Here is a 26,348-nt window from a genome sequence, read left to right on the forward strand (position 1 = left end):
GATGTCACACCAGTCTGAATTAATTGCCGACGACATTTTGTCGTACCTGAAACAGCACGAGAACAAAGAACTGCTACGACTTCTCACCTGCGGCAGCGTAGACGATGGCAAAAGTACCCTGATCGGCCGCCTGCTACACGACACCAAGATGATCTATGAAGATCATATGGCCACCCTGAAAACCGACAGTGCCAAAATGGGCACCACCGGGGAAAAGCTCGACCTGGCGCTTCTGGTGGACGGTTTGCAGGCAGAACGTGAACAAGGCATCACCATTGATGTGGCCTACCGCTATTTCAGCACCGACAAGCGTAAATTCATCATCGCCGACACTCCAGGCCACGAGCAGTACACTCGCAATATGGCCACCGGTGCCTCCACCGCCCAGCTGGCAATCCTGATGATCGACGCTCGCCATGGCGTAATGACCCAGACCCGTCGTCACTCCTTCATCGCCTCGCTACTGGGCATTCGCCACATTGTAGTGGCTGTGAACAAGATGGATCTGGTGGACTTCAGCGAAGAACGCTTCAACGAAATCCGTGAAGAGTATCTGGCGTTTGCTACCAAACTTGGTCTCAAAGACGTTCGTTTTGTACCATTGTCCGCGCTGGATGGAGACAACGTGGTGAACCGAAGTGAAAACACGCCTTGGTTCACCGGCCAGCCGCTGATGGAAATCCTGGAAACCGTTGAAGTGTCCCGCGACAAGAATCTCGAACACTTCCGCTTCCCTGTGCAGTACGTCACCCGCCCCAACCTTAACTTCCGGGGTTTCTGCGGCACCATTGCGTCCGGTGTCATCCGTCCTGGTGAAAAGGTTATGGCACTGCCCTCCCGGCGCACCAGCACCGTGAAGGAGATAGTGACATTTGATGGCAAGCTGGATGAGGCCTATATCGACCAGGCCATTACCCTGACGCTGGAAGATGAGATAGACATCAGCCGGGGCGACATGCTGGTAAAAGCGGAAGACGAACCCGAAGTAGCCAACCGCTTCAACGCCAATATCGTCTGGATGACAGACGCACCACTGGAAACCGGCCGTCTGTACGACATTAAACTCGGCCCCACCTTCACCTCTGGTACCGTGAAAACAATTCACTACCAGACTGATGTAAACACGCTGGAGCAGAATTCCGGTCCAAGCCAGTTGCAGCTCAACGAAATTGGCCTGTGCGAACTGACCCTGAACCAGCCCATCGCGTTTGATGCGTACCAGCGCAACCACGCTACCGGCAGCTTCATTATCATTGACCGCCTGACCAACGTCACTGTCGGCGCGGGTATGATCGCCGGCCTGGCCGATGGGCTTGAGTCGCTGGACCCGGTCACTTCGGAAGAGCGTGAGCGTCGTTTGGCCCAGAAGCCAGCGATCATTGCGTGTGGCGGCAAACAAGCCCCGGCTTTAGCCTTGGCGGTCGAGCGCGCGTTGTTCGATCAGGGCCGGACGGCTGTGGTGGTTTCCGAAGAAAACACCGGTGATGCTGATGAACGCCGCCGCATGGCTCAGCTTCTTACTGCTCACGGCCTGATTGCCGTTGCAGTAAATCTCGGCACTGACATTGCCAATACCAGTGTCAGCGCAGATTCCGAGGCAGAGATTACTGAGGCAGTTTCCAGGCTGCTTCGGGCACTCTGATCTAAACAGGGGTTCCCATACCCTGGCGGGCGGGCCGCCGGGGTGAGGATCTCTACTCCGTACAATCTGCAAATGAATCCCTTTCCGATCCGTGGCATCATCACCGCCATCTGAATCTCCCGTAAACCCGACAGGATCGTAATATGGCCATCAAACACCTCCGCACTGCTTTCGCCAGCCAATACCAGCCGGGCCAACCCGCTCGCCTTGTTGCCGGTGAGGCCCTGCAGGAGCCCGGTGGCGATTACGAAGCGCTGCACAAGCAGATGAAACGCCTGTTCAACAGCAAACCTGGTAAAAAGTACGGCCGCTTCTCCGAAGATGTCGGTGAGAGCCCTTTCAGCGCCTGGCTCAAAGACTATCTTGAAGACAAACAAACCTTCGCCGCCATGACCGATCGAGTATTTGGACAATGGCAGGAGCTCTTGAATGGCTGCCAAGAAGAATTCGACGGCCACTTGATGATTGCCCACGATGTACTGGCTGATTCAGAAGTGGTTTACCTGTTCATTCTGGAAACCGACAGCGCTATGCGATTCGATGGCAGCCAAAAACTGGATGCAACGGAAGTCCTCAGCCTGTCTCGATTGAACCTGGCAGCACGAATCGAACTGGATGACTGGCGTGACGGAAAAGACAGCGACAACTACATGACGGTTGTCCACGCACGAGGCACAGGCGACCCCGGCGAACTATTTCTGCGGCTGTGCGCTTTTACCAATAGCGTAGACGTAGAAAAAGAAACCACGACCTTTCTGGACGCGGTAGAAGCTTTCGCTAAGTCCAGTGAGCCAGAGAAGGCCGGTGAAGTACGTGCCAAAGCCTACGAGTTCTGTAAAGACCAGCATGCACTGGGAGAGCCGGTTGCCATTGAAGCTTTGTCCGGCTACTTAGACGAAAACCAGCCCGAACGCTTCAAGGAGTTTGCCAGCAAAAATGTAGAGATGCCGGAAACCGGCGTGCTGCATCCGGATCACCGCAAGGTTAAAAAACTCGTGCGCATCGCTGGTTCTGGCGGCGGCATGAGTGTTTCATTTTCATCAGATCTGGTGAATCAGGCCGTGTATTACGATCGTGACAAAGACGCACTGACGATTACGCGTTTGCCTAAGGCTTTGCGGGAGCAGTTGCAGCGGTATCTTGAGGCTCGCGAGGACTAATTTCGGTAGCCTTCAAGGTTTGGGGGCGGGTTGCGGGGTGAGGATTCTTTTCATCGTCCCATCTGGGGCGGTTGGCTCTTAGTTGTCGGACTTCTTGCATCCAGCCAACGCCATCGATGAGGTCACCTGTTTCGTGATCTATCGGTGGGTACGGCAGGTTGCGGTCGTCGCAGTATCGTTTGACCGTGGGCTGACACCAGGAGAACAGCAGGCGGTTGTACTCATCTTCGGGCATCCGCCGCTGGTCAAACATCCCCGCCAGTTTTCTCTGCCGCTGTGCTTCCGACAGAATAATCGAACAGGCTGCCGACACGTTCAGCGACTCCACCATCCCCATCATCGGCACCACAATATGCTCATCGGCATGCTCCGCGGTAACCGGATTCACCCCATCCACTTCATTGCCCATTACAATCGTACAGGGCACTGTGAAATCCACGTCCCGGAAATCTACGGCGCGGTCTGACAACTGCGCAGCGTAAATCTTATGCCCCAGCCCTTTCAGCTCAGCCACTGCGTCTTTCATGGTCGGGTGGGTATGAGTGGTCACCCAATGATAACTGCCACCGGCTGTTTTCCTGAACGCCCGAAAACCTTCTTTCGGCCACACCACGTGCATATTGGCCAGCCCAAAAGCATCGCAGGAGCGGATAATGGCCGAGAGATTTCGGGGCTTATGCACCTGATCGGTCAGCACCCGCAGGTCTGGCTGGCGAGTGTCGAGGATGTGTTTGATTCGGGCGAGGCGTTCAGGGGTCATGTTTCTGTTTTCGTAAAGTTACAGGAGCGATCACGAGGCAAACAAATATTTTGAGGACTCCAGCTCCAACTGTCAGGGAAGGGTTTTGGGGTGGGTTTTCCAAAAATTTCGTAGGCCATGGATGGCCGGAGAGAAGCGCACATGGATGTGCTCGTAGCGGTTTTTGGAAAACCCACCCAAAAAACCTTCTAACACCAAGGCCGAAAATAATAGCACAGTGTGGGTAAGGAATACCGAGACAACGGTGGTTGAAGTTTAATCACACCGGTATAATGTTCCGTCCAATTTTTGCCAGCGCCAAAAACACCACACCCGGCGCAATACACACCAAACTGCGTGAGACCCATGGCCAAAAAGCTGTACATCAAAACCCACGGCTGCCAGATGAACGAGTACGACTCCGCCCGAATGGCAGACCTGCTCAAAACCGGCGAAACCGTCGAAATGACCGATTCGCCCGATGACGCCGACATCCTGCTACTAAACACCTGCTCTATCCGTGAAAAAGCTCAGGACAAAGTGTTCCACCAGCTCGGCCGCTGGAAAAAACTCAAAAACAAAAAGCCTGACATGATCATCGGCGTTGGCGGCTGTGTTGCCAGCCAGGAAGGCCAGGCCATTATCGACCGTGCCCCGTTTGTAGACATGGTTTTCGGACCACAAACATTGCACCGCCTGCCAGAAATGATCACCGAAATACGCACTAAGGGTGACGGCGTAGGCGTAGTCGACGTCAGTTTCCCGGAAATTGAAAAATTCGATAACTTGCCGGATCCCGGTGCTGATGGCCCCTCCGCATTTGTCTCCATCATGGAAGGCTGCAGCAAGTACTGTACTTTCTGCGTCGTACCCTACACCCGAGGCGAAGAAGTCAGCCGTCCAGTAGACGACGTCATTGCTGAAGTCGCCCATCTGGCCAACCAGGGTGTGCGCGAAGTAAATCTGCTGGGCCAGAACGTCAACGCTTACCGCGGCGAAACCCACGACGGCGATGTCATGGACATGGCCGAACTGATCGAGCTGATCGCCTCCATCGACGGCATCGACCGCATCCGTTACACCACCTCCCACCCGGTGGAATTCAGCGACGCTTTAATCGAAGTTTACGAGCGTGTACCCGAACTGGTCAGCCACCTGCACCTACCGGTGCAAAGCGGTTCTGATCGCATTCTGGCCGCCATGAAACGTGGTCATACAGCTCTGGAGTACAAATCCAAACTGCGCCGGTTACGGAAGATTCGTCCGGATATCAGTTTCTCCTCTGACTTCATTGTTGGTTTCCCGGGTGAAACCGACAAAGATTTCGAAGACACCATGAAGCTAATCAACGACATCGGCTTTGATATGTCTTTCAGTTTCGTTTACAGCGCCCGCCCGGGTACTCCAGCGGCCGACCTGCCCGACGATACGCCGATGGAAGTGAAGAAGCGGCGCCTGAAAATCCTGCAGGACAGAATCAACCAGACGGTGATGGATATCAGCCGTAAAATGGTGGGATCAACTCAGCGTATTCTGGTAACAGGGCTTTCCAAGAAAGATCCTGGGGAATATTCCGGCCGTACCGAGAATAACCGGATTGTAAACTTCCGCCATGAGAACCCCGAAATTGTCGGGCACTTTATCGATGTGGAGATTGTCGAAGCTTACGCGAACTCTTTACGTGGCGTGCCTGTGGATTCGGCGATGTACTAAGTTTCGGCCCCGCATCTAGCCCATAGCACCAAACACAGAAATGCTATCTCCCCGAACCCAAGCACCAGAGTTCAACGGGAGCAAACCAATACGGAGTAAGATTGAACACTCAAGACAGCAGACAATTTGACCTGCACCCCGTTGACCAGCGAAGACTCACCACGCTGTGCGGGCAATTTGATGAACACCTGAAGATGATTGAAAAACGTCTTCAGGTAAAAATTGGCCGCCGCGGCCATCACTTCCGGGTGGAAGGACCAACTGAAAACGTGGCTGCAGCCACGGAAGTTATCCGCCACATGTACCGGGAAACCGAAGCCTCCAGCAACATCCCCCCGGAAACCGTACACCTATTTATCCGTGAAACCGGATTAGAAAGGCTGCCAGATGATGTGCCCTATAACGAAGGGCAAATGACAATCATCAAAACACCGAAGCTGACCGCCAAACCTCGTGGAGCCAACCAGCAAAAGTATGTGCACAGCATCCGTACCCACGACATAAACTTCGGCATCGGGCCCGCAGGAACAGGTAAAACCTGGCTGGCTGTAGCATGCGCAGTGGAAGCACTGAAAGATGAGCAAGTAAAACGAATTCTACTGGTACGTCCTGCTGTCGAAGCCGGTGAAAAGCTCGGTTTTTTGCCTGGTGATTTAGCCCAAAAAGTCGACCCATACCTGCGGCCACTGTATGACGCTTTGTACGAAATGCTCGGTTTTGAGCAGGTCACCCGCTTGATTGAGAAAAGTGTGATCGAGATTGCACCACTCGCGTTTATGCGTGGCCGAACACTCAATAACTCGTTCATTATTCTCGATGAAAGCCAGAATACCACCCGGGAACAAATGAAAATGTTTCTGACCCGGATCGGGTTTGGCTCTACAGCAGTGATTACGGGCGACACCACTCAGGTTGACTTACCTCGCGGACAGGATTCCGGGCTTATTCATGCTGCCGGCGTGCTGAGCAATGTAAGGGGCATTGGTTTTACACGGTTTGACTCCAAAGACGTTGTTCGCCATCCCTTGGTACAACGCATTGTAGAAGCCTACGATTCCATTGGCGATGGGAGCAGCAAACACTCATGAGCCAGCTGACCGTCGACTTCCAGAAAGTCTATGAAGGCGAAGGCGTGCCAGACAAGCCCGGCTTCCAGGCTTGGGCCGAACGTGCCTGGCGCGGAGCTGCGCCGTCTGAGGTTACGATTCGCATCGTTGGTATTGAAGAAAGCCAGGCGCTGAACCTTCAGTACCGAGGAAAGGATAGACCCACGAATGTTTTATCCTTTCCATTTGAAGCACCAGCGGGTATAAAGTTGCCATTGGCCGGAGATCTTGTCATTTGTGCCCCGGTTGTTGAAAAAGAAGCTCAGGAGCAGCATAAAGAACCTGTAGCCCACTGGGCTCACATGGTAATACACGGAATGCTGCACCTTCAGGGCTACGACCATATTAATGATGAAGATGCCGAGGTTATGGAAAGCCTCGAAATCCAGTTGCTAGCGCAACTCGGGTTTGCCAACCCTTACGAAGCAGAGGAAACGGAAAAAGACTCATGAGCGACGATCAGTCGAGTCGCAGCCAGGGCGGAAAGTCCTGGCTGGAGCGTATATCACAGGCCTTTTCCAGTGAGCCGGAGTCCGTCGAGGACGTGCTGGAAATTCTGAGAGATGCAGAGGCCCAGGAAATCATTGATACCGATTCCATGAGTATCATTGAAGGTGCAATGCAAGTGATTGATATGCGAGTGGAGGAAATAATGATTCCTCGCTCTCAGATGATCACTGTCAAAGCCTCTCAGGACCCTAAAGAATTCCTGCCGGAAATAATGACCTCTGCTCACAGTCGATTCCCTGTCATTGGCGAAAGCCAGGATGATGTTATTGGCATTCTGCTGGCCAAGGATTTACTGCCTCTCGCTCTCAACAACGAGTTAGCCTGGTCCCGTATCCGGGAAGTCCTGCGCCCCCCCACCTTTGTGCCCGAGAGCAAGCGCCTGAATCAGCTGCTTAAAGAGTTCAAAGAAAACCGCAACCACATGGCGATTGTGGTGGACGAATACGGTGGAACCGCCGGTCTGATCACCATTGAAGATGTCCTCGAGCAAATTGTGGGCGAGATCGAAGATGAACACGACATCGACGAAGAAACCCACATCAAAGCCCGGAGCGATGGAACCTACACAGTCAAAGCAGTCACTCCGATTGATGACTTTAATGAATTCTTCCAAACCGGTATGGACGAAGAAGAGTTCGACACCATCGGCGGACTGGTTCTTAAAGAATTTGGCCACCTGCCCAGACGCGGTGAAACGGTTGAATTCGGCGGCTTGAAGTTTACTATTGCCAACGCCGATAACCGAGTCATCCGTTTGTTGCAGGTAACCCGAAGTGAACCATGAGTCCAGCCTACACCACCCTCTGAACCCTAAATTTACTGCGAACCCCTGGTTCGGCCCGGCGACCCTCCTGATCGCCGGGGCTTTACAAACACTCACATTTTCCCCATTCCATCTATGGTGGCTGGGGCCGGTTTCTGTCTTTCTGGTTCTGTCAGTCACCCTCCATCAGACCTCAGACAAACTCTTTCGCTCCGGCTGGCTGGTAGGGCTGGGGCTTTTTGCATCCGGAGTGAGCTGGGTCTACGTCAGCATCAGCGAACATGGCAACACACCTATTCCTATTGCCATCCTCTTGATGGTTCTGTTCGTTGCCGGCCTGGCACTCTTCCATGGGCTGGCCTTTTGGTTCTGGGGCAAGCTGGCGAAACAACATCAAATAAGGCGTCTGATATTATTTCCGGCTATCTGGATTTTAGGCGACTGGCTCAGAGGCTGGCTGCTAACCGGTTTCCCCTGGCTTTATCTGGGCACAGCCCACACAGACGGCCCACTTGGCGGACTGGCACCGATTCTGGGCGTGCACGGGGTTACGTTCTGGATCGCGGCGACGGGCGCAGCGGCTTATGCCCTTTGGTGGATGTTTCGGGCCGGCCGGGTCAAAGCGGCACTCGCCACCGCTGTTCTTATCCTGTTGCCCTGGCTTATTGCACCAGTTTTGAAGAAGGCCGACTGGACGGAGCTCAGCACCGAACCCCAAACCTTCGCCACCATGCAAGGCAACATACCCCAGCAAATCAAATGGGACCCGGATTTCCTGAGAGATCAGATTGTTACCTATCTCGGCATGACCGAAGCACACTGGCAAAGCGACATTATCCTATGGCCGGAAACTGCTATCCCCATCCCCCAGGGGCAGGCTGGCCAGATCATTGCTCATATCCAGGAACAACTAGGAGAGCAAAGCACTCTGATTACCGGTATTCCATGGTACGGCTACAGCGCGCAGATTGACGACAACACTTTCCACAACAGCATCATAGCCATTGGAAACGGCGACGGAATTTACCACAAGCAAAAGCTGGTACCTTTTGGGGAATATGTTCCGTTCCAGGAGATACTCCGGGGCCTGATCGGCTTTTTCGACCTGCCGATGAGCAGCTTCTCACCCGGTCCGAAAAACCAATCACCGCTGCGGGCCAGCGAAACTAATGTCATGCCTTACATTTGCTACGAAGTGGCCTATCCGGATTTTGTCGCGTTTAACGCACGCCATTCAGGTTTATTACTGACGATCAGTAATGACGGCTGGTTCGGTGATTCCATCGGCCCGCTTCAACACCTGCAAATTGCCAGAATGCGAGCCTTGGAGACGGGCCGTTACATGCTCCGGGGTACGAACAATGGCGTTACAGCCATCATCAATGAAAAGGGCGAAATCGCCAAGCGCATCCCCCAGTTTGAGCGGGCCGTGCTGACCGGCGAAGTATTCACCGCTCACGGCAGCACGCCTTATATGCAAACCGGCTCCTGGCCAATCCTCACCCTGGCTGTCACCCTGATTGTATTCGTTCGCGAACGGGTAATTCCCAGGAACTGACGCCCCATATCATCACTCATCTTTGTGTGGCCAGCGACTCGTAACCCTCTCAAAATAATGAGAGTCGCAGGCTTCACAAGGATGCAGATGGCTGGTTTTCGTCAAGCACAGCATGTGGTTACAATTCAGGCAACGAAACATGCCGGCAGTAGCCACTTCACCTGATATGTAGCGCCCTACATCTTCATTTTCCAATTTTTGCCTGAGCTCTAGTGCGTCTACCAGAGTTTTATCAGCCACTGAGAGTAACCTGTCGGCCAGGGTTTGCTCCAGCAAAGAGATATCCAGCTGGAGCCATTCTTTCAGGCCTTCCCCGGTTTCTTCAACGAACTGCATCAGGTGCTCAAGATCTCTTGTCAGATAGGCCCCTAACAAGTCGGCCTCTTCCCGGGTCATTTCTTCGAGTTCGTACTCAAATTCAACGGCTTTCTGGACTTCATCCTCCAGTGTCTGCAACGACGTTTCCTGAAGCACATGTAAACGGGACTGCACCCGCTCGAGCATTCTGTCATAAGCTTCAAGAGCCTTGCCTGATAGGTGGCTGCGTTCTGGTTTGGTCATGTTATTCCTCAACTCTGTTTCAGTTCCGGAGTATGGGCCAGTGTCTCGGGAAACCATGCCCAGCAGCAACTTATTCCCAATACATTAAGTCTGGCACAAGTAGAACAAATTGGCAGACTACCTGTTAAGCTGCGGGTGCGTTAGAATGTTCGGCCTTTTCGAACATCATTCTGACACAGGGTAATTTAGGTAATGGCAGGACTGGACGAGCAATACAACCCACGTGATGTAGAACAGACCGCCCGTGACTACTGGGAAACCAACGAAACCTTCAAGGTTGTAGAAGACCCGAACAAGCCCAAGTACTACTGCCTGTCCATGTTTCCCTACCCTAGTGGCAAGCTACATATGGGACACGTCCGCAACTACACCATCGGCGACGTTATCTCCCGCTATCAGCGTATGCAGGGCAAAAACGTAATGCAGCCCATGGGCTGGGACGCCTTCGGCCTACCCGCCGAAAACGCAGCCATCGCCAATAAAACGGCTCCGGCCAAGTGGACCCGCTCCAACATTGAATACATGAAAAACCAGCTCAAGCAGCTAGGTTTTGGTTACGACTGGAGCCGTGAACTCGCCACCTGTGATCCTGAATACTACCGCTGGGAACAATGGTTCTTCGCTCGCCTTTACGAAAAAGGCCTGGTGTACAAAAAAATGTCCACCGTTAACTGGGACCCTGTTGATCAGACCGTTCTAGCCAATGAACAGGTTGTTGACGGCCGCGGCTGGCGTTCCGGTGCACTGGTTGAACAGAAGAAGATTCCTCAGTGGTTTATTCGCATTACCGATTACGCCGAAGAACTGCTGAACGACATGGACGATCTGGAAGGCTGGCCCGAACAGGTCAAAACCATGCAGCGCAACTGGATTGGCAAATCCACTGGTATCGAGCTGACCTTCCAGTTGAAGGGACGTGAAGATGGCCTGACCGTTTACACCACCCGTCCGGACACTCTGATGGGCGTAAGCTACATGGCTGTGGCCGCCGAGCATCCGCTGGCTAAAGCGGCCAGCGAACGACACCCGGATATTGCCGGCTTCGTCGAACAGTGCCGCAACAACAAGGTTGCCGAGGCAGATATGGCCACCATGGAAAAACTGGGTATCGATACCGGTTTCAAGGCTATTCACCCGCTGACGCACGAAGAAATTCCAGTCTGGGTCGCCAACTTTGTATTAATGGACTACGGCACTGGCGCGTTGATGGCAGTGCCTGGCCACGATGACCGCGACCACGAGTTCGCGCTCAAATATAAACTGCCGGTCAAGCAGGTCATCGCTCCAAGCGACCACAAAGAAATTGACGTTCAGGAAAAGGCCTATACCGAAAAAGGTATTCTGGTTTCTTCCGGCAAGTACAGCGGCCTTACCAGCGATGAAGCCTTTGAAGAAATTGCCGGTTTTCTGGAAACCAACAACCTTGGTAAGCGCACAGTCAATTACCGTTTGCGGGACTGGGGCGTTTCGCGCCAACGCTACTGGGGTGCTCCCATCCCGATGATGACACTGGAAGACGGTACTGAAATGCCGGTTCCGGACGATCAGCTACCTGTACGCCTGCCAGAAGACGTAGAGATGGACGGTGTTCAGTCACCTATTAAGGCGGACACTGAGTGGTGCAAGACCGAATTTAACGGCCAGGCAGCCACACTTGAAACCGATACCTTCGATACCTTTATGGAATCGTCCTGGTACTACGCGCGTTTTTGCAGCCCTAACTATGACAAGGGCATGCTGGATCCGGCAGCAGCCAACTACTGGCTGCCAGTTGACCAGTACATCGGCGGTATCGAGCACGCCATTCTGCACCTGCTATACGCCCGCTTCTTCCATAAGTTACTGCGCGACGTTGGGCTGGTGAACAGTTCCGAACCCTTCAAACAGTTACTAACACAAGGGATGGTGCTGGCTGAGACCTATTACCGTGATGAAGAAAACGGCGGCAAGTCCTGGTATAACCCAGCTGATGTAACGGTAGAACGTGACGGCAAAGGCCAGGTCGTTCGGGCGGTACTCACATCCGATGGGCAACCGGTAGAAATTGGCGGCGTCACCAAGATGTCCAAGTCCAAGAACAATGGCATTGACCCACAATCTATTATCGACCAGTACGGCGCGGATACAGTGCGACTGTTCATGATGTTTGCGGCTCCGCCTGAGCAGTCTCTGGAGTGGTCAGACAGTGGTGTTGAAGGTGCTCACCGTTTCCTGAAACGACTCTGGCGTCTGGTTAAAGAGCATACTGCCGGCGGCGACATTCCGGCACTGGACACCGCCAGCCTGTCAGATGCCCAAAAAGGTCTGCGCAGAAAGACCCATGAAACGATAGCCAAAGTCAGTGACGACATCAGTCGCCGTCTGACGTTTAATACCTCTATTGCCGCGGTGATGGAGCTGCTCAACGAAGTCAGCAAACTGGCTGGCGATGAGCCGCAAAGCCGCGCCGTTCGCCAGGAAGCACTGGATGTCGCCGTGCTTGTGCTATCACCTATTGTTCCGCACATATGTCACAAACTCTGGTACGCTCTGGGACATACTGAGACCGTTGTTGATGCAAGCTGGCCTGTCGCTGACAAGAGTGCCATGGTGCGTAGCGAAATTGAGGTTGTGCTGCAGGTGAACGGTAAAGTACGCGCCAAACAAAGTGTTCCGGCTGATATCAGCAAAGCCGACCTGGAAAAACTGGCCCTGGAGAACGAAAACGTTCAACGCTTCACTGAGGACAAAACCGTCCGCAAAGTGATCGTGGTTCCAGGAAAACTGGTTAACGTGGTAGCTAACTGACATGCCGTCTGTGCCCCCATTACTGAAAACACTGCCGTTACTGCTGTTAGCGGTGCTGACCACAGCAGTTCTTGCCGGTTGTAGTTTTCAGTTGCGGGGTACATCCCCCGTCCCGGCGGCCCTACAGCCCCTTGCAGTGGATTGTTCCACTTCCCTGCCGGGGCGGTTCTGCCAGTCCATTCGGGACCAGCTGACCTTAGGTGGTATAGAGCTCAAAGAGTCCGCAGAAGCAAACTATATTCTGCGGCTTCGTGACTATAATCAGGATCGCAGGGCATCGGCGATTACGGCCCAGGCTGCTGCCGCAGAATATCGTCTGCGCCATACTGTGACTATCGAACTGTTAACCGCAGAACGGGCGCCCCTGATTGCAGCAACGAGCCTGACCGCCAGCGAAACCTATCGCTATGACGAGACCAGCGTACTCGCCAAACAGCGAGAAGAGGACGATCTCCGCGAACAACTCGACGACCGATTGGCCCAGCAGGTTATTTTTAGACTGACACCGATGAGCCAGGAACGCATTAACACACTTATCCAGGCACACTCCAACAGCAAAGAACAAACCGAACAGCCATGAAAATCCAGCCCGGCCAACTACCTCAGTTACTCAAAAAAGGCCTGGCACCTGTTTATCTGGTTTCCGGCGATGAGCCCCTTCTGGTTCAGGAATGTTGCGACCAGATCCGTAAGGCAGCAAGGGAAGCTGGCTTCCTAGACCGGCTCAGCTATCATGCTGACCAGCAACTGGACTGGAACTCCGTTGCAAACGAATGCAATGCAATGTCCCTCTTTGCCGAAAAACGGCGTATTGAAATCCATTTACCTACAGGCAAACTGGGCGATGGCCGAAAGGTCATGGAACAGATTCTTCAATCTCCCCCCGAAGATGTGACTCTGTTATTGATCAGCGCAAAGCTTGATGCTGCAGAGACCAAACGTAAGTGGTACAAGGATTTGCAAGCCAAAGGGGTTCATGTGCCCCTTTGGCCAGTTGAGGCCGACAAATTTTCTGGCTGGCTTCAACAACGGGCAAGCAACCAGGGGCTGCACATCACCCGAGGTGCCCTTGCTATGCTTGCCGAGCGACTCGAGGGCAATTTGCTGGCGGCCAGTCAGGAACTGGATCGCCTGGCCCTGCTTGCTGACGGCAAGACGATCGATGAAGAAACCATTGAAATGGCGGTTCAGGACAGCGCGCGATTCAGCGGCTTTGAACTGGTCACAGAGCTATTAGCCGGAAAAGCAGCTCATGCCGGCAAGATCATAGGGATACTTCAGCAAGAAGGTGAAAACCCGCTGGGCTTGCTCAGCGTGTTAATTCGCGACCTTCATCTCATCATTGAATTAAAAACAGCGCTCCCGGCCGGTGAAAACCCTGCAGGTTTCCTGAAAAAAAGAGGTGTTTTTCAACCCCGGCGGTCATCTGCAATACAGCAGGCGGCCCGGCGTCTGAACCTTCATCAACTGCATCAGGCTATCCAACTGTGCAGCGTAACTGACCGTGCAGCAAAGGGGTTTGGAGACCTTCCTCCATGGCACCATCTCAGAGACCTTGCAGCTCTTCTTGCTGGCGCTCAACTCTGACCTGCGTCAATCCAGCTACACTCTTCGGCTGCGTCATTCACGCATACTATTGACTCTCATTGATAATCAAGCGCATTGTTTATAATCCACCCATCAAGGAAGGGAAAGTACAATGAGCTTACACGATGAATTCCAAAAACTGTCCGACAAGATCAAACAGTACCGGGACGAAACAAAGGTGCAGCTCCACCTGGCTAAAGAAGACGTCAAAGATGAGTGGGACGATCTGGAGAGAGATTGGGATAAGTTTCGGTCCCGGTTGGATCAGGTCCTCCACGATGCCGAGAGCGCAAGTCAGGAAGCCAAAGACACTGCCCGAAAACTGGGGGAAGACCTTAAAGCCGGCTATGAGAACATCCGCAACAAGTTGAAATAAAATATAACCTGGTTAACAAATATACACATCAAACAGTGCTCAGTCGGCTCTATCACACAGCCACTGTGCCATACTTCACAGTAATTTATGATCAAGTCGTCATGATTTTGTCGGCTTGATCATTTTGCCACCAACCAGGTATCTGACTGGTAAGGTACAAGACGTATTTTGTGAGGTATATGGGTCCTATGAAAAAAATAATCTCTATCCCTACCACACTTTCCTTAATACTCTCCACGGGTCTGGTGATTGGCCAGAATACTCGTTTCAGTGATCCCGAGACGGTCGTTAAAGACGAGTTCTGGGGCAACCTCTATTCCGAAGGCGGAACCTCGTTTTTCTGCAATACGCCGTTTAAAACCAAAGGTTTTATGATGACAGACGGGCATATCTATCCTCTGGCCGACATTCGTACGGCTTTGGATTGCGGTACGAACTCGCAGTGCAAACAGGATAACCGTTATCGCCAGATTGCCTCTGATTTGCACAACATGGTGCCTGTGCGTAATCGCCTGGAAATGCGACGTCGCACCGCTCGCTACGAAAATCTCGGGGAAACAATCGCGATGGATGAGTGTGGCATTCGGGAAAGTCATCTGTTTTTTGAGCCGCCGGAGCGCATTAAAGGCGATGTAGCCCGGACTATGGCTTATATGGCAGATACTTATGGCTTGCCATGGCTCGGTTCGCCTCCAGTGTTTAAAGACTGGAGCCGCCTTGACCCTCCGGATGATCAGGAACTGACCCGACACCGGAGAATTGCCGAAATTCAGGGTAACGAGAATCCGTTTGTGACCAACCCGGATCTTATTAACAGGCTCTGAGTAATTCGCTTGAAAGAGCGAGGGGTTCCTGGCTCTTTCAAACAGATTCGTCAGTAACGCCCATAAAAAAAAGCAGGCCATCACGGCCTGCTTTTTTTCTTACCAGAGATCGGAAATCTGCTTAGATTTCGTTAGCTTCCAGCGCCATCATGGCATCACTACCACTACGGATCCCTTCAGCCAGAGACACCGTTTTCGGCAACAAACGCTCGAAGTAGAACCGCGCTGTTTTCAGCTTTCCAGTGTAGAAACCGGAAGTGTCGCCTTCAGCCTTCGGAGCAGCAGCCTTAACCGCTTTTGCCCACATGAATGCTAATGCGGTATAGCCGAACATATCGAGATAGTCGACCGCAGCAGCCCCAATGGCGTTGGGGGTTTTAGCTGTCTGGGCAATTACGTTTTCGGTGATATCGGCCAGACGTTCCAAGGCGGCTGCCAGCGGCTCCAGATAAGGTTTCAGAGCTTCGTCACCAGCATTCTCTTCGATGAATGCGCCAACGTCCTGCGCGAACAACTCAAACAGCTTACCCTGACTGGCAACAACTTTACGGCCCATCAGGTCCATCGCCTGGATGCCGTTGGTGCCTTCGTAGATCTGAGTAATACGGCAGTCGCGAACTAACTGCTCCTGGCCCCACTCACGAATGAACCCGTGACCACCAAAGACCTGCTGGCCAATGATAGTTGTTTCCAGGCCACGGTCGGTCAGGAAGGCTTTGGCGACAGGCGTCAGTAAGGCAACCATACCTTCGGCATGCTTGCGCTGTTCGTCATCGTCAGAATACTTTGAGATGTCCAGCCATTTGGCAACGTATGTAGAGAAAGCGCGACCACCTTCTACGTAGCTCTTCATGGTCAGCAGCATCCGGCGTACGTCCGGGTGTACCAGAATCGGGTCAGCTGCTTTTTCAGGCTGCTGGGCGCCGGTAGGCGCGCGGCTCTGAATACGGTCGTTTGCATATTCACGGGCGTTCTGCAGAGATGCCTCAGCAGCACCGACACCCTGGATGCCCACGCCCAGGCGCTCATAGTTCATCATGGTGAACATGGCATTCAGACCTTTGTTTGGCTCACCGACCAACCAGCCTTTCGCGCCGTCAAAGTTCATCACACAGGTCGCGGAGGCTTTGATGCCCATTTTTTTCTCGATGGAACCACAACTGAAGCTATTGCGCTCGCCCAAGGAACCATCGTCATTCACCATAAACTTCGGCACCAGGAACAGGGAAATGCCTTTCGGCCCTTTCGGTGCATCCGGTAACTTGGCCAGAACGAGGTGGATAATGTTCTCCGCCATGTCGTGCTCGCCCCAAGTGATGAAAATCTTGGTGCCAGTAACATTGAAAGAACCATCGTCATTTGGCTCAGCCTTGGTGCGGATAATACCCAGGTCGGTACCGGCGTGCGGCTCAGTCAGGTCCATAGCGCCAGACCAGACACCGGAGTACATATTGGGCAGATATTTCTCTTTCAGCTCCTGGCTGCCGTGGGCGTTCAACGCCAGGCAAGCGCCAGCTGTCAGCATGGGGGCCAGGCCAAAAGCCATATTGGCACCCTGCATCATTTCTTCAAATTGCGCGACCAGCGTTTTCGGCATACCCATGCCGCCAAACTCCGGGTTACCACCCAAACCATTCCAGCCACCTTCAACAATAGTCTGGTAAGCTTCTTTAAAGCCTTCAGGGCTGGTCACTTCACCTTCGTTCCACTTACAACCTTGCTCGTCGGCTTCGCGATTCAAGGGAGCCAGAACGCCATTGGTAATTTTTCCAGCTTCCTCCAGAATGGCATCAGCCGTTTCCGGATCAACATTCTCGGCAATTCTTGGCAGTGATGCCCACAATGCGGGTGCATCAAACATTTCGTTCAATACGAAACTCATGTCACGAAGGGGGGCTTGATAATCAGCCATGTGTAACTCTCCACAAAATTCAGTCAGTCTCTTCGGGGGTATGCCCGACAAACACCTTCATAAAAAGGTTTAGGCACGTCCGCCCGTTCGGCAATGTGTCCACTACAAGGTTATTATTCTGTGGCCGGTATTCTACCTTATTACCCACCACGAACTCATGAAAAAAGCCCGTCTCTCTGCAGAGAACGGGCTTTTTTTTGCACTATCTGTCAGACAGCAACCTCTGCCTTAGAATGCAAACGCATCTTCCGGCATATCCAGCAGGGTGTCAGCACCCGCCAGCATGGTTACTGCGTGAGTCTTGGTACGAGGCAACATGCGGGTGAAGTAGAAACGTGCAGTTTGCAGTTTCGCCTTGTAGAAGGCTTCTTCACCAGTACCTGCGTCAAGCTTCTCCTGAGCAATCTTCGCCATTTGCGCCCACAGATATGCAAATACGGCATAACCGGAGTACATCAGGTAGTCAACCGACGCCGCACCCACTTCTTCACGGTTTTTCATAGCAGCCATACCCACTTTCATGGTCAGGTCGCCCCACTCTTTGTTAATCGCAGCCAACGGCTCGATAAACTGTTTCAGTTGCTCATTGTCGGCATTCTCTTTACAGAATACGTGCACCTGTTTAGTGAAACCCTTCAAGGATTCACCTTGAGTCATCAGAACCTTACGGCCCAACAAATCAAGCGCCTGAATACCAGTGGTACCCTCATAGATCATACCGATACGGGCATCACGTACGTTTTGTTCCATGCCCCACTCGGAGATGAAACCGTGACCACCGAATACCTGCATACCCAGGTTAGCAGCTTCGTATCCGATTTCGGTCAGGAAGGCTTTAGCAATTGGAGTCAGGAAACCCAGTGCTTCGTCTGCTTCTTTGCGCTCTTCTTCAGTTCTTCCACGAGCCACAATGTCCGCTTTCTGAGCGGTCAGGTAGATCAGGGCGCGAGCGCCTTCAGCCACAGCTTTCTGGGTCAGCAGCATGCGACGCACGTCCGGGTGAACGATGATCGGGTCAGCGGCACCTTCGGGATTCTTGGCACCACTCAGTGAACGCATGGCCAGGCGGTCTTTCGCGTACGCCAGGGAGCCCTGGAAGCCCATCTCTGCAGCACCCAGACCCTGAATGGCGGTACCGATACGAGCGGTATTCATAAAGGTGAACATGCAGTTCAGACCTTTGTTTTCAGGCCCGATCAACCAACCTTTGGCTCCATCAAAATTCATTACACAAGTAGCATTACCGTGAATACCCATTTTGTGCTCAATTGAGCCACAAGACACGGCGTTACGCTCACCGGCAGATCCGTCTTCAGCTGGCAAACACTTAGGTACGATAAACAGAGAAATCCCCTTGGTACCTTCCGGCGCACCCGGCAGACGAGCCAGAACAATGTGCACGATGTTTTCGGTCATATCATGCTCACCGGCAGAGATAAAGATCTTGGTGCCGGTGATGCTGTAAGAACCGTCTGCGTTAGGCTCCGCTCTGGTACGCAGGATGCCCAGGTCAGAACCACAGTGAGCTTCAGTCAGGCACATGGTACCGGTCCACTCACCACTGATCATTTTGGTCAGGTAGGTCTGCTTCTGCTCCTCTGTACCATGCGCTTCCAGAGTATTGATTGCGCCATGGCTCAGGCCAGGGTACATACCCCAGGACCAGTTAGCCGTGCCGTTCAGTTCGCTCATTACGATGCCGAGGGAATCCGGAAGACCCTGACCACCGTAGTTGGGATCAGCAGCCAGTGACGGCCAGCCACCTTCAACGTACTTGTCGTATGCTTCCTTGAAGCCTGTTGGCGTTTTAACGCCGTCTTCGCTCCAGGTGCAGCCTTCTTTGTCGCCTACCGGGTTCAGCGGAGACAGCACCTGCTCAGCAAACTTTGCACCTTCCTGGATGATGGCATCAACCATATCTGGAGTTGCATCTTCAGCGCCTTCCAAATTGGCGTAGTGGTTCTCGCTGTCGAGCAGCTCGTTCATTACAAATTTGATATCACGCAGGGGCGCTTTGTACTCAGGCATGGAATCCACCTCGATTTTCGGTTGAAGCTGAATGCTGTTGCAGCTTAGGCCTTGGTTTGCTCAGAGACCATGATGCGTGCGCACCACAGCCTTAATTAAACACTTGTTTGAAACATACGTTTTGCGGTGCAGAATTGTCAAGAGAATTGCGTCAATTTTGTTGAGTATTGTGTTCAAAAAAGTAACGGGAAGAGGCTGGATCACCACCATAAATCTGCGGCAATCAAACAGCTGAGAGGTTATATTCAAGCAAAAACAGAAGTGGCAGCGTCGGAGTTCGTGCCATAACCATGGATGGAGGAAATACTCTGATAGGTGTCGGCGGCCTGGCGTAACCGGGGCTCCCCGGGGCCTTCATGCTGCTCAGTAACCCTTGAGGCAACGGAGCCATTCTCGCTTTCACTAGTGGCCAGTTCCGACTGAGCCTGCAGCATGATTTGCATAGCCTGGGCAGCGACAGCCCGATCCTGAGATGACGGCTGAGCAGGCGCCATAGCAGCTGAACGCACGACACGCATTTTTTCGATGGTGGCTTGTGGGTCTCCAGCCACCACAGACACATCAATAGACACCTCTCCTCCGACAGCATACTGCGCACCATCGGGGCCCCGCTCGTAGGTAAACGACATGGCCCCAGCGTGCTGCCCACCCACTGCCTGATGGGCCGCTTCATGAGCACGAACTTCACGGTCTCTGGCTTTAAGCTCGGTAAGTTGCTGAAGCTCTGCGTCTGTCAGCCCCTGAGCCCCCGCCCTCTCACCATGAGACTCTCTGCCTGTGGAGACATTCGAAGATTTACCCTCGGAAACCTGCTCAGTTTTACGCACCAGGCGGTCATCACCACCCAGCGGTTTTTCGCCAGATACAGAAGAGTTGTTATAGATCGCAGTACTACCGGATCCGGGCGCAGCGGCCCCAGTGACGGAAGGGTAGACGGGTGATATCGAGGACAAAACGTTCACAGAGAAAACTCCAGTGCTCAGACTTTAATATCCAGCAAGGTTCCCAAGGTTTCATCTGCAGTTTTCACAACTTGCGCAGAAGCCTCTACACTGCGTTCGTAAAGGTTCAGCTCAATCATTGGTTCAGCGAGATTTCCAACACCTTCAGCAGTACCCTGAGGGCCATCTGCACCCCCACGAGCGATCTTACGGGCGGCGTTTTCCATGCCGGCCATTCCATCCTGGATACCTTGAATTCCGATACCGAGAGTGTTGTTAATCATGGCGAAGGTTCCCAATGACGGTATATTGCCTTAATTAACGCATAAAAATGGTCAATTTTCAATCAATGGTGAGATATTGAGATAACGGGATAATATCGATGGTAAGCGCACGACCGAAGCATCAACCCACGGCAAAACCCCCAAACAAGGCGCTCTCATGCTTGTCACCAGATAATTAAGGGTTTCCTTCTCACAGCTCATCGGTTCCTTTTCAGGATGATTCGCTATCCAGCCGGCCACGGTTAAACCATCAGAGCGAATAGCCTCAGCCGTAAGCATGGCGTGATTAATACAGCCAAGTTTCAGCGGTACCACTACGACAACTCCCAGGCCCATTTCCCGCGGAACGGCGGCGTAGGTTTCTCGGTCATTCAGCGGCACCCGCCAGCCACCAGCCCCCTCAATAAGCATAAGATCTGCAGGCCGTATCTGAAGACCACGACAAAAGCCAATCAAACGTTGAGCGGTGACCTGCTTGCCCGCTTGCACAGCGGCCACGTGAGGGGCAATAGCTGGCTCTAGGGCGATAGGATTAATTGAGTCATAAACTACGTTTTCTGTGGTGGCGGCCTGAAGTATCAATGCGTCTTCATTCCTAAGCCCATCCCGAGTCCGATCACACCCGGAGGCAACAGGCTTCATGGCTAAAGTGCGTTTACCAAGAGCCCTGGCTGCCTCAAGTATCGCAGCGGTCGCGATGGTTTTACCCACCCCCGTATCCGTACCGGTTACAAAATACGTTTTCTTTGCCATTATTTTTATCCTGCGTGAGGCTTGCACCAATGTAACCAGCCAGCCTCATAGGTTGCCAGTACCCCACCGTTTTGAGAACCCGGATAAGCACGACACATTGCCCGGAAACGCCCTGGTGCGGTTACAGTTTGACGCCGTTCCTCCCCCCTGAAAACCGCGCCTAAACGCTGAAGCTCCCTATTCAGAGTCGTGGGCGAATCATAGGGAAGAACAATCGGGGCCAAATCCAGTTCTGAGCCAGGAAATACGCTCGACGTCAGATCCCGCCATTCGCCCGAAGAAAAAAAACGATTCACGTGAGGCTGACCAGGGTCGGCCTTGGCCCACGCCTGCTTAAGTTCCCTCAATGTACCGTCAAGCAGCGTAGAAAGCACTAGAAACCCACCCGGCTTCAAAACCCTGCAACACTCTTTGAGAATCGTTTCAGGGCAACGACTCCATTGAATCATCAGGTTACTAAAAACCAGATCAACACTTTCGTCAGCCAAGGGCAGACTTTCCGCATCTGCATTGAGCCAATGGACAGCTTCCGAGCCGAATAAACTTTCCGCTTGCTCAAGCATACCCGGAGATAAATCAGCACCGATCATGTCAGCACCGGGATAGGTTGCCGTCAGCTTCCTTGTAAACCAACCCGTTCCACAGCCAAGATCCAGAATGGAATGCGGAAATAAACCTGAGGGAATTCCGGCCAGCATTACATCGCCCATGATCTTCTGCAGACGCGAAGCACTATCGTATGTTTTGCAGGCGGCCCCAAAACCTCGGGCGATAGACACCTTGGTGCCCGTACCGCCCTCAGCACAGATGGCTGCGGAATAACCGTTGACCGCACTCATACCGCCGCCACCCGCTCGTATGAACCGTTTTCCAGCGACTCTCGACACAACGCCATAGCATTCAGCAATTTATCAACATTGTCGTCGGTATGAGCCGCACTCAAAGTGATCCTCAATCGCGCCTGGCCTTCCGGTACCGTCGGCGGCCGGATAGCCGTAACCATAACGCCTTGCCGTTCCAACGCCTGGCTCAGCGCCAAAGCCATTAAGTTGTCGCCAATAATGATGGGCTGAATGGGCGTATGCGAAGGCATCAATTCATAACCAAGACCTTCCGCACCCTTGCGGAAACGCGCAATCAGCCGAGTTAAATGCTCCCGGCGCGGCTCATCGGTTTCGATCAGGTCCAGGCTCGAACACGTAGCTACCGCCAGCGCCGGCGGCATAGCTGTGGTGTATATATAAGTACGGGCCTTCTGCACCAGATAATCCATCAACACCACAGGCCCAGCGACAAACGCGCCACTCGTACCCACAGCCTTGCCCAAGGTTCCAATCAAAACCGGCACCTCTTCCTCGGATAACCCTGCCTCCAGCACACTCCCCCGCCCTTGCGGCCCAAGAACCCCGATCCCATGGGCATCATCCACCACTAACAAAGCATCCTGAGCCTTACACACCCGGGCAAGTTCCAACAGGGGTGCCACATCCCCATCCATACTAAACACCCCGTCGGTCACCACAAGCTTGTGACCGGGGGTATCCGCCAACATAGATTCCAGCGCAGCCACGTCGCCATGGGCATATCGCCGAACTCTGGCTCGACTGAGAATACATCCATCAACAATCGACGCATGGTTTAACCGATCCGAAAAAATCGTATCGCCACGACCCGCCAGCGCTGAAATCACGCCCATATTCGCCATGTATCCAGTGGAAAAAAACAACGCACCACTACGCTGAGTAAAAGTAGCAAGCCGCTGCTCCAGAGCATGATGAGCATCATGGTGACCACACACCAAATGCGACCCGGCCCCACCCAAACCAGTTTCAGGTAAAGCACATTTCAACGCGTCTATGTTTTTCCGGTGATTGGCAAGACCCAGGTAATCGTTGCTGCAAAAGGACAACAACGGTTGACCATCGACGGTTAATTCCGGCTGTTGCGGACCAGAAACCAGCCGCCGAGTACGGTAAAGTCCAGCCAGCTTCCGTTGTTCAACCTCAAGTGCAAAATCACGCATAAGAACAGCACCAACAGTCAGAGTGGAAAACCTTGAGGGAATCTCCATAAGGAGGCAAGGGCATAACCGAATCCGAAGTGAAGACCTGGCGCTAAATCACAACGTCAGGCAGACTCCCGGGTAGCGTCATAAAACATATGTCGGGTTGCCTCGTACTCAACAGCCTCCGCCAGCACCTCTTCCTCCTGTTCCTCGGTAGTGCACTGCTCTCGCTGCTCAGGCCGGATCCCCAGCTTACGGAACAACTGCATATCCGCATCTGCCTCCGGATTCGAGGTTGTCAGCAACTTCTCACCATAGAAAATAGAATTCGCACCCGCCAGAAAACACAACGACTGCATCTGCTCATTCATCTGCTCACGTCCGGCTGACAACCGAACATGAGAAGCCGGCATCATAATCCGTGCCACAGCAATCATCCGGATAAAGTCAAATGGTTCCAGATCCTCAACACTTTCCAGCGGCGTCCCCTTCACTTTTACTAACATATTCACAGGCACACTCTCCGGATGCTGTGGAAGATTCGCTAACTGAACCAGTAACCCCACCCGATCATCCTCATCCTCACCCATCCCCAGAATTCCGCCGCAACACACTTTCATTCCAGCCTTACGCACGTTATCCAACGTATCCAGGCGATCCTGATAGGTACGGGTCGTGATAATGTGGTTGTAATACTTCTCCGAGGTATCCAGATTGTGGTTGTAGTAATCCAAGCCGGCAGCCGCTAACTCTTGCGCTTCTTCTTCTTTCAGCATACCCAGCGTCATACAGGTTTCCATCCCCAGCGACTTTACCTGCTTCACCATATCCAGAACGTAAGGCATATCTTTCTTTGAAGGACTGCGCCAGGCCGCCCCCATACAAAACCGCGACGCCCCCTTCAGCTTCGCTGCACGAGCCTCTGCCACCACCTTTTCAATCTCCAGAAGCTTTTCTTTCTCGAGACCCGTGTTGTAATGACCACTCTGGGGGCAATACTTGCAGTCTTCCGGACAAGCACCGGTTTTAATGGATAACAGAGTACTGACCTGCACCTCATTGGGGTCAAAAAACTCCCGATGAACCGACTGAGCACGAAATAAAAGATCGTTAAACGGAAGACTAAAGAGCTCTCGAGCCTCCTGAAGGCTCCAGTCGTGGCGCAGTGCAGTAGCAGTCATGTTTAAGTCCTGTTAACCTTCGATAGGTTTTTGGTTTACGGATGAACCACGATGATAAACAGACTGAAACCGCTGTCAACCAAGTTTGAAGAATTGGTTAACAGGAAAGACCAGGCAGGCCGCTGTGTAGCCTGCCTTAGCCCCGACGCTCACTTAGGCCTATGCAGCCATTGCCGGGCAGATCTACCCCGAAATCATTGGCATTGCCAGACCTGCGCCCTGCCACTGGCATTTGCCAGCCCGGGCATGCGCTGCGGCGAGTGCCAGACCTCTCTCCCACCTTACTCCAGGTCACTGATTCCGTGGCGCTATCAGTTCCCGGTCGATAGCATGATTGGACGCTACAAATATCAGGGGCACAGAAAGTTCGCGCGGCCACTACTGGCTGGTTTTGTTGAATTTCTCGAAGACCGCCTGGAGCCTGCCGAAAAACCAGAGCTGTTGATCCCCGCCCCGATGCATTGGCTTCGCCGATGGCAGCGTGGATTTAATCAAGCGCAGGACATCGCAGAATACCTTGGGGCTCGTCTGGAGATTCCTGTAGGCGCCAGAGTCGCCCGGCGTACACGGCAAGTAAGCGCCCAAAGAGGCCTGAACCGGGCCGGTAGACTGATTAACCTGAATGGTGTTTTTGAGATATGCGCACCGCTACCGCAGAGAGTAGCTATTGTCGATGACGTAGTGACCACGGGAGCCACTGTTCGCGCCCTCGCTCACGCTCTGAGAGGCGCCGGGGCCTGTGATATTCAGGTATGGGCCCTGGCCAGAACGCCCGGTTAACTCAGCCTTTGTTTTACAAACGCAGCAATCGCGAGACAAGACGTCAGTCCCGGAGACTCAATACCGAAAAGGTTTATCAGCCCCGCGACTCCATGCTCATCCGGGCCATCAATCCGGAAATCGGCAAAACCACCGGACGGCCCGACCAGCTTTGGTCGAATACCCGCATAGGCCGGTTGAAGTCTGGCCGGATCAAGACCGGGCCACCACTGACGAATACCGTCGGCAAAGGCCTGCAAACGGTCTGGGTTAACCGTATAATCCACTGCGTCTACCCACTCCACATCAGGACCAAATCGAGCCTGGCTGGCCAAATCCAGTGTCAGGTGTACACCCAGTCCGCCCGGCTCCGGCAGCGGATAAATCAAGGTATTGAAAGGGTGCTTCCCGCTATAACTGAAATAGACACCACGGGCTAACCATTGATCCGGCTTACTGCTATCGGGCAGGCCCTGCCAGCGCCGGGCAAGGTCTGGAGCGTTTAATCCGGCGGCATTGATGACTTCATTCGCATTAAGGACAACACCAGCATCGCCGCCGATGGTCAATACGTGGTGCCCATCATTCAAAGACTCAGCCTGCAATACCGGACTATCGAGAATCAACCTGCCGCCGGCATCCTCCAGCTCTCCAAGCAGGGATAACATCAAGCCATGACTGTCGATAATGCCGGTATCAGGAGACCATAAGCCGGCACTGGCCCGCACATCAGGGCACTGCTTCTTTACCGCGTTCCCCTGAGCAAACTGCAAGGTGACGCCATTGCCTTCAGCCTGGTTACGGATAGCTTCAAGTCTGGAAACCTGTAGATCGTCCGTGGCGACAATCCACTTACCACATTTACGATGGTTCACTTTCCGACTGCCACAATATTCGTAGAGCAATTCACGGCCACGCACACAAAAGCTGGCTTTAAAGGAACCCTCGGGATAATAGATACCTGCATGGATTACTTCGCTGTTGCGGGATGACACACCTTCCCCAAATCCGGGGCCAGCCTCAAGAACCAATACGTCTCGGCCGGCCCGGGCCAGCTCACGGGCAATCGCCAGGCCGATAACGCCTGCACCAATAACCACCGTTTGCACACTGTAACTTTCATTGTTCGCCATGCTTGCTCTCGTTCCTGTAAATAACC

General features: G+C 53.2%; 24 protein-coding genes. 13 read left to right on the forward strand and 11 right to left on the reverse strand.

Annotated features, from left to right (window positions below; genetic code table 11):
- Nucleotide 1 precedes the first annotated feature (1 nt).
- Nucleotides 2–1,642 carry a sulfate adenylyltransferase subunit CysN gene (cysN, locus tag ABYA77_RS02270; RefSeq protein WP_372964315.1) on the forward strand — a complete coding sequence of 547 codons (1,641 nt, stop codon included), beginning with the start codon at nt 2–4 and terminating at the stop codon, nt 1,640–1,642.
- A 143-nt stretch (nt 1,643–1,785) separates the two neighbouring features.
- Nucleotides 1,786–2,802 (forward strand): nucleoid-associated protein, encoded by a 1,017-nt coding sequence (locus ABYA77_RS02275; RefSeq protein WP_372964316.1) that lies wholly within the window; start codon nt 1,786–1,788, stop codon nt 2,800–2,802.
- Here ABYA77_RS02275 and trmH read toward each other — a convergent pair.
- Nucleotides 2,750–3,562, reverse strand: a complete 813-nt coding sequence (trmH, locus tag ABYA77_RS02280; protein WP_372964317.1) for a tRNA (guanosine(18)-2'-O)-methyltransferase TrmH — start codon at nt 3,560–3,562, stop codon at nt 2,750–2,752. The genes ABYA77_RS02275 and trmH overlap by 53 nt on opposite strands.
- A gap of 345 nt (nt 3,563–3,907) precedes the next feature.
- Between trmH and miaB the strand changes: the two genes are divergently transcribed.
- The 5 genes from miaB to lnt all read left to right on the forward strand — a co-directional run bounded on the left by miaB (nt 3,908) and on the right by lnt (nt 9,191).
- Nucleotides 3,908–5,254 carry a tRNA (N6-isopentenyl adenosine(37)-C2)-methylthiotransferase MiaB gene (gene miaB / locus ABYA77_RS02285; RefSeq protein ID WP_372964318.1) on the forward strand — a complete coding sequence of 449 codons (1,347 nt, stop codon included), beginning with the start codon at nt 3,908–3,910 and terminating at the stop codon, nt 5,252–5,254.
- A gap of 101 nt (nt 5,255–5,355) precedes the next feature.
- Nucleotides 5,356–6,342: a PhoH family protein gene (locus ABYA77_RS02290; protein WP_372964319.1), complete on the forward strand. Its 987-nt coding sequence runs from the start codon at nt 5,356–5,358 to the stop codon at nt 6,340–6,342.
- Nucleotides 6,339–6,812, forward strand: a complete 474-nt coding sequence (gene ybeY / locus ABYA77_RS02295) for an rRNA maturation RNase YbeY (protein ID WP_372964320.1) — start codon at nt 6,339–6,341, stop codon at nt 6,810–6,812. Before ABYA77_RS02290 ends, ybeY begins: the two co-directional genes overlap by 4 nt.
- Nucleotides 6,809–7,654 (forward strand): HlyC/CorC family transporter, encoded by an 846-nt coding sequence (locus tag ABYA77_RS02300; RefSeq protein ID WP_372964321.1) that lies wholly within the window; start codon nt 6,809–6,811, stop codon nt 7,652–7,654. The genes ybeY and ABYA77_RS02300 overlap by 4 nt, the downstream gene beginning before the upstream one ends.
- A complete protein-coding gene (lnt, locus tag ABYA77_RS02305) occupies nt 7,644–9,191 on the forward strand; it encodes an apolipoprotein N-acyltransferase (RefSeq protein ID WP_372964322.1) in 1,548 nt (515 codons plus the stop codon). The genes ABYA77_RS02300 and lnt overlap by 11 nt, the downstream gene beginning before the upstream one ends.
- A gap of 12 nt (nt 9,192–9,203) precedes the next feature.
- Here the strand turns inward: lnt and ABYA77_RS02310 are convergent, their stop codons facing one another.
- A complete protein-coding gene (locus tag ABYA77_RS02310) occupies nt 9,204–9,752 on the reverse strand; it encodes a zinc ribbon-containing protein (protein WP_372964323.1) in 549 nt (182 codons plus the stop codon).
- A gap of 201 nt (nt 9,753–9,953) precedes the next feature.
- On the opposite strand from ABYA77_RS02310, the gene leuS reads away from it, so the two are divergent.
- The 5 genes from leuS (at nt 9,954) to ABYA77_RS02335 (ending at nt 15,326) form a co-directional block, all read left to right on the forward strand.
- On the forward strand, nt 9,954–12,539 hold the full coding sequence (gene leuS / locus ABYA77_RS02315) for a leucine--tRNA ligase (RefSeq protein ID WP_372964403.1): 2,586 nt from the start codon (nt 9,954–9,956) through the stop codon (nt 12,537–12,539).
- 1 nt (nt 12,540) lies between these two features.
- Nucleotides 12,541–13,119: an LPS assembly lipoprotein LptE gene (lptE, locus tag ABYA77_RS02320; protein ID WP_372964324.1), complete on the forward strand. Its 579-nt coding sequence runs from the start codon at nt 12,541–12,543 to the stop codon at nt 13,117–13,119.
- Nucleotides 13,116–14,126, forward strand: a complete 1,011-nt coding sequence (gene holA / locus ABYA77_RS02325) for a DNA polymerase III subunit delta (RefSeq protein WP_372964325.1) — start codon at nt 13,116–13,118, stop codon at nt 14,124–14,126. The genes lptE and holA overlap by 4 nt, the downstream gene beginning before the upstream one ends.
- 112 nt (nt 14,127–14,238) lie before the next feature.
- Nucleotides 14,239–14,502: a hypothetical protein gene (locus ABYA77_RS02330; protein ID WP_372964326.1), complete on the forward strand. Its 264-nt coding sequence runs from the start codon at nt 14,239–14,241 to the stop codon at nt 14,500–14,502.
- A gap of 188 nt (nt 14,503–14,690) precedes the next feature.
- Nucleotides 14,691–15,326, forward strand: a complete 636-nt coding sequence (locus tag ABYA77_RS02335; protein WP_372964327.1) for an endonuclease — start codon at nt 14,691–14,693, stop codon at nt 15,324–15,326.
- Between the two features lie 121 nt (nt 15,327–15,447).
- On the opposite strand, the gene ABYA77_RS02340 is transcribed toward ABYA77_RS02335, so the two are convergent.
- From ABYA77_RS02340 to bioB, 8 genes are all read right to left on the reverse strand, one after another.
- Entirely contained in the window at nt 15,448–17,238 is a 1,791-nt protein-coding gene (locus ABYA77_RS02340) for an acyl-CoA dehydrogenase C-terminal domain-containing protein (RefSeq protein ID WP_372964328.1), read from the reverse strand.
- A gap of 228 nt (nt 17,239–17,466) precedes the next feature.
- Nucleotides 17,467–19,266: an acyl-CoA dehydrogenase C-terminal domain-containing protein gene (locus ABYA77_RS02345; protein WP_372964329.1), complete on the reverse strand. Its 1,800-nt coding sequence runs from the start codon at nt 19,264–19,266 to the stop codon at nt 17,467–17,469.
- A 245-nt stretch (nt 19,267–19,511) separates the two neighbouring features.
- Entirely contained in the window at nt 19,512–20,228 is a 717-nt protein-coding gene (locus ABYA77_RS02350; protein WP_372964330.1) for a putative metalloprotease CJM1_0395 family protein, read from the reverse strand.
- Between the two features lie 17 nt (nt 20,229–20,245).
- Nucleotides 20,246–20,491, reverse strand: coding sequence for a flagellar basal body rod C-terminal domain-containing protein (locus ABYA77_RS02355; RefSeq protein WP_372964331.1), 246 nt, complete (start codon nt 20,489–20,491; stop codon nt 20,246–20,248).
- Nucleotides 20,492–20,542: 51 nt separating this feature from the next.
- On the reverse strand, nt 20,543–21,244 hold the full coding sequence (gene bioD / locus ABYA77_RS02360; protein ID WP_372964332.1) for a dethiobiotin synthase: 702 nt from the start codon (nt 21,242–21,244) through the stop codon (nt 20,543–20,545).
- Nucleotides 21,245–21,249: 5 nt separating this feature from the next.
- Nucleotides 21,250–22,083: a malonyl-ACP O-methyltransferase BioC gene (gene bioC, locus ABYA77_RS02365; RefSeq protein WP_372964333.1), complete on the reverse strand. Its 834-nt coding sequence runs from the start codon at nt 22,081–22,083 to the stop codon at nt 21,250–21,252.
- The gene (gene bioF, locus ABYA77_RS02370; protein ID WP_372964334.1) at nt 22,080–23,267 is read right to left on the reverse strand and encodes an 8-amino-7-oxononanoate synthase; all 1,188 of its coding nucleotides are present in this window, start codon (nt 23,265–23,267) and stop codon (nt 22,080–22,082) included. The genes bioC and bioF overlap by 4 nt, the downstream gene beginning before the upstream one ends.
- A 104-nt stretch (nt 23,268–23,371) precedes the next feature.
- Nucleotides 23,372–24,430 (reverse strand): biotin synthase BioB, encoded by a 1,059-nt coding sequence (gene bioB / locus ABYA77_RS02375; RefSeq protein WP_372964335.1) that lies wholly within the window; start codon nt 24,428–24,430, stop codon nt 23,372–23,374.
- 51 nt (nt 24,431–24,481) lie between these two features.
- Between bioB and ABYA77_RS02380 the strand changes: the two genes are divergently transcribed.
- Entirely contained in the window at nt 24,482–25,210 is a 729-nt protein-coding gene (locus tag ABYA77_RS02380; protein ID WP_372964336.1) for a ComF family protein, read from the forward strand.
- Here ABYA77_RS02380 and ABYA77_RS02385 read toward each other — a convergent pair.
- Complete coding sequence (locus ABYA77_RS02385) at nt 25,207–26,322, reverse strand: NAD(P)/FAD-dependent oxidoreductase (protein WP_372964337.1); 1,116 nt, start codon at nt 26,320–26,322, stop codon at nt 25,207–25,209. The two genes, ABYA77_RS02380 and ABYA77_RS02385, sit on opposite strands and share 4 nt — an antisense overlap.
- Nucleotides 26,323–26,348: the final 26 nt, after the last annotated feature.

Origin of the sequence: Marinobacter sp., assembly GCF_041595835.1 — a bacterium.
Classification (GTDB): Bacteria; Pseudomonadota; Gammaproteobacteria; order Pseudomonadales; family Oleiphilaceae; genus Marinobacter.